Source organism: Serratia sp. Ag1, assembly GCF_000743355.1.
Lineage (GTDB): Bacteria > Pseudomonadota > Gammaproteobacteria > Enterobacterales > Enterobacteriaceae > Chania.
In genome coordinates, this window is record NZ_JQEI01000038.1 from 35131 (window position 1) to 43880 (window position 8750).

Annotated in this window: 8 protein-coding genes and 1 pseudogene; 4 read left to right on the forward strand and 5 right to left on the reverse strand. The window is 51.5% G+C overall.

What is annotated here, in order from left to right; translation table 11 throughout:
- Positions 1-21 precede the first annotated feature (21 nt).
- Positions 22-381 (forward strand): DUF488 domain-containing protein, encoded by a 360-nt coding sequence (locus IV04_RS20575; protein ID WP_037404456.1) that lies wholly within the window; start codon positions 22-24, stop codon positions 379-381.
- Here the strand turns inward: IV04_RS20575 and IV04_RS20580 are convergent.
- Positions 378-1058 (reverse strand): OapA family protein, encoded by a 681-nt coding sequence (locus IV04_RS20580; RefSeq protein ID WP_037404455.1) that lies wholly within the window; start codon positions 1056-1058, stop codon positions 378-380. The genes IV04_RS20575 and IV04_RS20580 overlap by 4 nt on opposite strands.
- A gap of 269 nt (positions 1059-1327) precedes the next feature.
- Between IV04_RS20580 and fklB the strand changes: the two genes are divergently transcribed.
- A complete protein-coding gene (gene fklB, locus IV04_RS20585; RefSeq protein ID WP_037404453.1) occupies positions 1328-1948 on the forward strand; it encodes an FKBP-type peptidyl-prolyl cis-trans isomerase in 621 nt (206 codons plus the stop codon).
- A 57-nt stretch (positions 1949-2005) separates the two neighbouring features.
- On the opposite strand, the gene IV04_RS20590 is transcribed toward fklB, so the two are convergent.
- Positions 2006-4117 (reverse strand): TonB-dependent receptor, encoded by a 2112-nt coding sequence (locus IV04_RS20590; RefSeq protein ID WP_051916904.1) that lies wholly within the window; start codon positions 4115-4117, stop codon positions 2006-2008.
- Between the two features lie 229 nt (positions 4118-4346).
- Positions 4347-6299 (reverse strand): bifunctional 2',3'-cyclic-nucleotide 2'-phosphodiesterase/3'-nucleotidase, encoded by a 1953-nt coding sequence (locus IV04_RS20595; protein ID WP_037404452.1) that lies wholly within the window; start codon positions 6297-6299, stop codon positions 4347-4349.
- 254 nt (positions 6300-6553) lie between these two features.
- Between IV04_RS20595 and cysQ the strand changes: the two genes are divergently transcribed.
- Positions 6554-7294 carry a 3'(2'),5'-bisphosphate nucleotidase CysQ gene (cysQ, locus tag IV04_RS20600; protein WP_037404486.1) on the forward strand — a complete coding sequence of 247 codons (741 nt, stop codon included), beginning with the start codon at positions 6554-6556 and terminating at the stop codon, positions 7292-7294.
- Between the two features lie 39 nt (positions 7295-7333).
- On the opposite strand, the gene IV04_RS20605 is transcribed toward cysQ, so the two are convergent.
- Positions 7334-7894 (reverse strand): YtfJ family protein, encoded by a 561-nt coding sequence (locus tag IV04_RS20605; RefSeq protein WP_037404451.1) that lies wholly within the window; start codon positions 7892-7894, stop codon positions 7334-7336.
- 328 nt (positions 7895-8222) lie between these two features.
- Between IV04_RS20605 and IV04_RS20610 the strand changes: the two genes are divergently transcribed.
- Complete coding sequence (locus tag IV04_RS20610; protein ID WP_037404450.1) at positions 8223-8429, forward strand: DUF1107 domain-containing protein; 207 nt, start codon at positions 8223-8225, stop codon at positions 8427-8429.
- 257 nt (positions 8430-8686) lie between these two features.
- Here the strand turns inward: IV04_RS20610 and IV04_RS26230 are convergent.
- Positions 8687-8750 (reverse strand): annotated as a pseudogene (locus IV04_RS26230) (IS200/IS605 family transposase); the annotation flags it as partial.

Genomic DNA, 8750 nt, shown 5'->3' on the forward strand with positions numbered 1-8750 from the left:
GTTGGCAGGGAGAAGCGTGAAATGGCAGAAATCAACTTACAGCGAGTTTATGACTTCATTGCTCCGGCACCGCAGCATTGCTACCTGATCGATCGGCTGTGGCCGCGCGGCGTCAGCAAGGAAAGGCTGCAGGGCGTGGAGTGGCTGAAACAGGTGGCACCGGATAATGCGTTGCGCCAGTGGTTTCACCAGCATACCGACCAGTGGGATGAGTTCGAACTGCGTTATCGCCAGCAATTAGCAGAAAACGACGCCTGGCAACCGTTGGTGGTGCTTTTGCGCCAAGGCAAGCCTCTAACATTACTGTATGGCAGCAAAGATACGCAGCGCAATCAAGGCATTGTGCTGCGTGATTTTCTGTTGTGCCAGATTGAGGGTTAGCGGAGACGGCGGTAGCTGCCATCGGCCTGACGGCGGAATAGGGCTTCGCGGTTATCAGCCATAGTGACAGACAGCGCGACGATTGCGCCGTTGGCCGCACGTTCAATACGCACTTCCTGCCCGGCTTTAAGATTGCTGAGCGGCTTGTCGCTGCCTTCAACCTGCGCCATGGCAAACACGTCATTGACAGGCAGGTTGTTGTCGCGGAACAGCTGTGCCAAGGTCTGGCCTGCTTTGATCTGATAGCGTTGCCAGTGGCCGTTGGTGGGTTGTGCTGTCGTTTGCTGTGCACTATTGCCCATCAGCTCTGCCTGCAGCGGTATGTTGTTTTCCTGCTGTGTGGCTGGGGGCTGGCGCGGGGCACGGTCATCAGAATACGGCCAGAGCAGCGAGAGCAACAGGATAGTGCCAAAAACGATCACCCAGCGGCGATGTACATAGGGCAGTGGCGCCATCCAGTGGAAATTGTCTGGCAGGTGCCAAACCTTCAACCACCAGGCTTTCCACTGCTGTCTCTTGCCGTTTGGCGCGGGTTGCTGCACATCTGCCTCGTCTGGCGTTTCTGGCACTTCGCGTGCTGTGCCGGGTTTCAGGCGCTGGCTCAGGTTCGACCAGGTGCGCAGTAGCAACGGGTAGACTGGGGTGGTTTTCCTTCTCCTGGGCGCGATTCTGCCCATGGTGACCTCTCTTCAACTGCGTAAAAATGCCACTGTACAAAATGGTTTACTGTTAACGTGAGTATACCCTTCAAAGCGGCTGATATAATAGCTCGCTAACTGTTTGAAGTGGCAGGCCGCGCAAGATGAAACATCCTTGAACGTTAACAGAAAGTTATTGTTTCTTTTTCTACGACAAAAGTCATCATTCTCTACACAAGATTTTACCCGGCCTGGCGGCGCTGTTATGCTGCACTTTCGAATTTTTAGAGACTAAAGGAAAAATCCCAATGACAACCCCTTCTTTTGATAGCGTTGAAGCGCAAGCAAGTTACGGGATTGGTTTACAGGTCGGCCAGCAGTTGCAGGAGTCCGGTCTTGAAGGTTTGCAACCAGAAGCTTTGTTGGCGGGTTTGTGTGATGCGCTAGAAGGGAATGCCCCGGCAGTACCGGTTGATGTGGTACACCGTGCCCTGCGTGAAATTCACGAGCGTGCGGATGCCGTGCGTCGTGAGCGTCAGCAGGAGCTGGCTGTTGAGGGGCAGAAATTCCTGGAAGACAACGTCAAGCGCGATGACGTGACGTTAACCGAGTCGGGTTTGCAGTTTTCCGTACTGACACAGGGTAACGGCCCAATTCCTTCCCGTCAGGATCGCGTGCGGGTGCATTACACTGGCCGCCTGATTAACGGCAAGGTTTTTGACAGCTCCGTCGAGCGCGGTCAACCGGCAGAATTCCCGGTGAGCGGTGTGATCCCAGGCTGGATTGAAGCGTTGACGCTGATGCCGGTCGGTTCCAAATGGGAGCTGTATATTCCACACGACTTGGCTTACGGTGAGCGTGGTGCTGGGGCTTCCATCCCGCCATTCAGCGCGTTGGTGTTTGAAGTTGAGTTGCTGGAAATTCTGTAACCCGCAGCTACAGCGGTCGTGGTTAGCGACCGCTGTGTTTTTGGAACGAATGCTGGCTCAGAAAGTGACATTCATCGAGAGCCAGTAATTGCGCCCGGCAATTACGTTCCCGGCGGTTGACTGGCTGCTGGTGAAGTAATCTCCGGCGGTCGTGCTGCTGCCGTTGACTTCGTAGGTGTGTGTGGCGGTAAAGTCTTTATCCAACAGGTTATTAACCGAACCATTTAGCGTAATGTCTTTTGACACTTTGTAAGATCCGCCCAGGTTAAGCACGGCATAAGACTTGAAGTTAGGCCCCAGATTGCCATAAACGGCTCTATCCAGAGCGGAAAGATTATCGTAATTGGCGGTGAATCTGGCCATTTCCCCACGATACTCAGCTTTGATCCAAGAAGATAACTTATCGTTGATCGCCCAGTTCAGTTTGGCATTGGCCATATGTTCCGGCGTATTGGTTAATTTCGCTCCCCGATTATCCCCATCTCTCTGTTCACTGTCGGTATAGGTATAATTCATATTCAGTGACCAGTTCTCTGACCACAGCGGGATGGTTGTGGCTAATTCCACCCCTTGAGTAATAGCTTTACCGATATTCTGATAGCTGGACGTCAGGTCATTGATTTCGTAAGAGCTGATCTTGTTTTCATAAATGTTATGGAACAACGTGGCGTTTGCCTTGAAGCCGGTATAGTTATCGTAATAAGCCCCTAGCTCGTAGTTGGTGCTTTCTTCCGGTTTCAGGTTCGAGTTACCGAGAATAACAATGGTGCCCTGGCCACTGACTCCACTAACGCCGTCATGCAACTGAGCCAGGCTTGGCGTTTTATACCCGGTGCTTACCCCACCTTTGAAGGTCCAATCGTCAAGCGCGTTCCACACCAGATAGGCTCTGGGGCTGACATGGCTGCCAAAGGCGTCGTGGTACTCATAGCGTGCGCCGTAGGTCAGTGCCAAAGGGTCGATCAGCCGCCATTCGTCTTCACCGAATAAGGCCCAGGAGTCCTGTTCGAATTTCTCTCCGGTGGTTGCCAGAACGACGCCATCCTTCATCGTGGCATTGATATACTGCGCGCCCGTGGTCAGTAAATGGCTTTCTCCTACGGGAGAAACGAGTTTGCTATCAATGATCAGGTTGGTATTTTCCAACAGACGTTTATCACCAACCAGGTTTGAACCTTTTTCGACAACGGATGAGTTGATTAAACGGCCTTTGGTTTCGGTCTGGTTATAACTGAGGCTGGAACTCCATTTACCGAAGTTCAATTGGTTGTCGCTACCCAGCGTTGCTTTGCGGCGCTCATAGCGAATGGTATCGTCATAGCCACCGCGCGCACCGGAACCTAGGGTGCCTAATTGGCCTTCGCTGTTGTCATATTTCTGATTGGCCAACTCACCATCAAGCCAAAGTGTATTTTTTTCACTGAGTTGCCAGGTGAACTTGCTCCCCAAGCTATAGTTGTCGGCTTTTACCGGGTTGGGGCCACGATTGCTCAATTCAGCTCCCGAGGTTGATGAGGTCACGTGTGAAGCCTCACGCCGGAAGATGCTGCCACGCAGTGCTAGCCCGAGTTGGTTTTCAATCAGCCCTCCGCTGGAATAGAAGGTGAACTTGCTGCTGTCGCCATAATCGGTATCTTCTTGAAAGGTATGCTCAAGGCTAGCTGAGCTGGACCACTCTTTCGCGGTTTTTTTGGTGATAATATTGACTACGCCACCCATAGCATCTGAGCCATACAGCGTGGACATTGGGCCGCGTATTATTTCGATACGTTCAATTGAGGCAAGCGGGGGCATAAAGCTGGTGTTCATCGTGCTGAAGCCATTCGGGGTGACATCGGCAGTGCCGTTCTGGCGGATACCATCGACCAGAATCAGCGTATAGCTACTGGGCATGCCACGAATACTGATGTCGAGCCCTCCTGCTTTACCGGTTCCACTGCGGACATCGACACCTTCCACATCTGACAAGGCTTCTGCTAAATCATTGAATTTACGCTGGCTGAGTGCTTGCTGGCTAATCACGGTGATACTGGCGGCGGCTTCAGTGATTTTTTGTTCATAACCTGATGCAGTAACGACGATATCTTCTGTTTCAGCGGATAACACAGGGTGAGCAGCCGAAGCGACTACAAACACGCCTAAAGAATAAAAAGCCCTTTTTTTAAACATACTTGATTCCATGGTTGCGTTGTCGATTAGCGACTTCTCAGGGGATGATGTTTTTGATTCCTGCATTGTAATGAAATGAAATTGAATGTAAATGATTATCATTAAGATAATCATTATTAAGTTAAGCACGGAAGAGTGCAGTGAACAGCCAGGTTTTTCACCGTGCAAGCAGGGGAGAATGCGGTAATTAGTGGGGAGATAGGGGCGCAGGTGGCGCGCCCCACGAAGGTTATTTAGCGTGTAAATCTAACTGATACAGGGCAAACCCGTTATTGTCTGCACCCACAGATTTCATAGGGTATTGAGCATGCTCTTGGATAAAGGATTTTGCCTTGTCGCTGGGTGAGGTTTCAAAACGGATATCCAGTGGATGTGTGCTGGGCAACGCCGCCAAGCGCCAGTTATTGTCCGCTTGCGGCTGCACTGCCCCGTGTTTCTGGGTTTCTGCACTGATATAGGCCGCCAGTATTGAGCGGTTCTCATCCGGTGAAGCAAAGGCGATGTGGCTATCGCCAGTTCCGGCAAACTTGCCGCCATAGGCGCGATAGTTATTGGTGGCCACCAGGAACGTCGCTTGTGGATCGATCGGCTTCCCTTTGAAGGTCAGCTGTTTGATGCGCTCTGCTTTGTCGTTAATGAGCACACATTCACCGTCGTAGCGTGCTGGTTGGCTGACGTCGATCTGATAGCTCACCCCATCGATGACATCGAAATTATAGGTGCGGAACCCATCCCAATTAATCAGTTCCTGGGGTTTGCTGCTGTTGAGATCGATCTGATTGAACTGCCCGGCGGAGCATTCCAGCCATTCTTTAACTTCTTTCCCGCTGGCTTTGACCACCGCTAAGGTATTCGGGTAGAGATAAAGATCGGCGGCGTTGCGGAACGTCAGCTGACCTTTTTCCACTTCGACAAAGCTGGCGGGATCGTTCTTGCGGCCACCGACCTTAAAGGGCGCGGCGGCAGAGAGCACCGGTAGATCGGCCAGATCCGGATCGCCCTGAATGTAGCGTTCGACGTAGGCTTTTTGTGCATTATTGACGATCTGCACCGTCGGATCGTCCTGCACCAATGCCAGATAGCTGTACATGTTGCCGGCTGATTTGCCGATCGGTTTGCTGACAAATTCGCGTGTGGCCTTATGATCCTGCGCCAGGATTTTCACCAGATCTGCATCTTCGGCTACCAGCGACTTTTTGTTTTCTTTGTCGTAGATTGGCCGGGCTTCTGCCTTGGCGGCGGCGACTTGCCAACTGCCGCTGTCGTTATTCAACTGCAGATCTACCACGCCAAGATGATCGCCCCATTGGCCTGGCATCACCGCTGGCACGCCGTTCAGCAGGCCTTTATCAATGTCTGCGCCCGGAATATTGGCAAAGTCTTTGCTTGGGAATACGGCGTGAGCATGGCCAAACATGATGGCATCAATACCCGGTACCTGGCTGAGGTAGTACACCGAATTTTCTGCCATGGTTTTGTAGGGTTCACTGGAAAGGCCTGAGTGTGGAATAGCGACAACCAGATCGGCCCCTTGTTTGCGCATTTCAGGTACATAGCGTTTGGCGGTTTCGGTAATGTCGTTGACGGTGACCTTGCCGTGTAGATTCACCTTATCCCAGCTTAATATTTGCGGCGGTACAAAGCCGATATAACCGATGCGCAGAGTATGTGTTTTGCCATCACGGTCTTTAACCGGTGTATCGACGATGATGTAAGGGGTGAACAGGGGTTTTTGCGTTGTCGCATCAATGACGTTGGCGTTGACGTAAGGGAATTTAGCCCCGGCGAGGGCATTTTTCAGGTAGTCGAGGCCGTAGTTGAATTCGTGGTTACCGATGTTGCCCACCGCGTAATCCAGCGTATTCATGGCCTTATAAACCGGATGGGTGTCACCGGGTTTTAAGCCCTTGGCTGCCATGTAATCGGCCAGTGGGCTGCCTTGAATCAGGTCACCGTTATCCACCAGTACGCTGTTGGTGGCCTGTTGCCGTGCTTGCTGGATCAGGCTGGCGGTGCGCACCAGGCCGAATTTATCGGTTGGTTTATCTTTGTAATAGTCGAAGTCCATCATATTGCTATGCAGATCGGTGGTTTCCAGCACGCGTAGATCCACCGTTGCGGCCTGGGCTGAGGCGCACACCAGCAGAGCAAGGGCGGATAATCTCAGTGGGCGTTTGATCATTGCCTGTCTCCATTCCATTAATATTCGAGAGGTATCGCAAAGAGATATGTAATTATCATTGGGTATCTCACCAAACTGTGAAGTTTGGCAGAAAATTATCGAATGTAACGTGGCGAAGTGCAAAGTTGTGATGTGTAAGACTTGAGGAAATACCGTCAGTTACGGGGTTGGGATGGCTATTCCATGGAAAAAAAACTAGGCTGCTAGCTATAGCAAAGGGAAATTCCCCGGAAACTGCGTGCCAGAGGTGAATGATGTTAGAGCAGATTTGCCAGCTATCCCGTGAAGCGGGGGCGGCGATTATGGCGGTGTATCATGGTGAACAGCCGCTTGATGTTGCACAAAAAAAAGATGACTCCCCGGTTACCGCTGCCGATCTGGCTGCACATCATATTATCCAACGGGGTTTGGCTGAGTTGACGCCGGGCATACCGCTGCTGTCGGAAGAAGATCCCCCAACTTGGGAAGTGCGCCGCAACTGGACACGTTACTGGCTGGTCGATCCCCTTGACGGGACTAAAGAGTTTTTACATCGTAACGGTGAGTTCACGGTCAATATCGCCTTGATCGAAGAAGGGGAGGCGGTAATGGGCGTGGTTTATGCGCCAGCGCTGGATGTGTTATATCTGGCCGAACGTGGGCAAGCCTGGAAAGAGGAAGGGGGCCAACGCTGTGCGATCCGCGTCAGTAATGCTCAGCCGCCTTTGGTGGTGGTCAGCCGTTCCCATAGTGACGACGAATTGAAGGATTACCTGAAACAGTTAGGTGAACATCAAACGGTTAGCGTGGGGTCTTCGCTGAAGTTCTGCTTGGTGGCGGAAGGTAAAGCGCAGCTTTATCCACGCTTTGGGCCGACCAACATCTGGGATACTGCCGCAGGGCATGCGGTCGCGGTTGCTGCCGGGGCGAAAATCCACGACTGGCAAGGTAAGCCACTGCGGTATATGCCGCGCGAATCTTTCCTCAACCCTGGCTTTCGGGTTTCACTGTTTTAGCCATGTCCCGCCAATCGACATGGCGGGACGGCTGCATTGCTATTTCAATAACTGGTGCAGCATTGCCATGACTTGCTCTACCTCTTGCGGCGTTAATGCGCCATCTTTGGCAAACTGGATCTTACCTTCCTGATCCAGTACCACAATCGCGGAGCTCTTTGGCTGCAGATCCCAGGCTTTTTTGACGTTGCCATTGCTGTCGACAACAAATTGCGACCAAGGGAAGGTTTTCTTGCTGTCTTCAATACTGTTGCGGACGAACATCGCCGTGCCGACGATAGCATCGTCGGTATTGACGATCGTCGTCGTTTGGTAACGATCGTGCGGTAACTTCGCGGCCTTAATGGCTTCGATCAACGGATCGTTCAATTCCTTGGCGGAGGTACGGCCAGCAATATGCTGGACGACACGCACTTTTCCGCTGAGCTGCGCGCTATTCCAATTTTTGTAGCTAAACTTATCATTATCGTAATTCAACTCGCCTTTATCGCTGACGCCGATAGGGGCAACGCGTTGCTGGAGTTGGAAGTTATGTGCCGAGGCCAGCATCGGGGCCAGCAGCAGCGCTATCAGCATCAGCAGCAGGCTACTCTTTTTCATGCATTCTCCTGAAAGGTGACGTTATTATCATTGATACGCAGGTGCTTAAAGCATAGGTGGTCGTCAGAGGTCTGTCCTGTTAGCCGGATCGCAGTTTTCCCTTCTGGCCAATTTCATGCGATTTTTGAATGGTTATACTGAAAAATCAAAAAATAACTCCACACAATTCTGTCATAAAGTGTAAAGGTAGTGCAGAAAACCAAGCAGAGTGGAACAAAATAGTCTTTACTCAGTCTACTAGATAGCAATCAAGTTGCGTTTCAGATTTCGGGGCTACCACTTTGGTGGCTTGCTGAGCGCATTGCTCCAAGGGGAGGAGAGTAAAACAATGAGAATCTTCCAGCGTTATAATCCACTAACGGTAGCAAAGTATGTGAAGACCCTGTTCCGAGGGCGGCTGTACATCAAAGATGTAGGGGCATTCGAATTCGATAAAGGCAAAATTTTGATTCCGAAGGTGCGTGATAAACGCCACTTCAGCGTGATGTCAGAGGTCAACCGCCAGGTGTTGTTATTGCAAGCCGAAATGGGTTGAGACGCTATACCCGTCATCCTTCAAGTTGCTTGGGTGTTGGCTGCCCTCGCTCACCCCAGTCACTTACTTGAGTAAGCTCCTGGGGCTGCACTCAGTTGCCGCCTACAAGCAACTCGAATTATTTTGGGTATAGAAGAGTAAACCTGCAAATAAATATCCTCCGGCATAGCCGGAGGTTTTTCATATGCGCCTATAAGGCTCTCTTACCTGCTGCGCCCTAGCAGGCGCATTGCGATCTGACATTCGCATTTTATCGGTTACTTACGGCCCGTAAACGGGCTACCCGGATACGGGATCGACAACTGCTCACCCATTTTATCC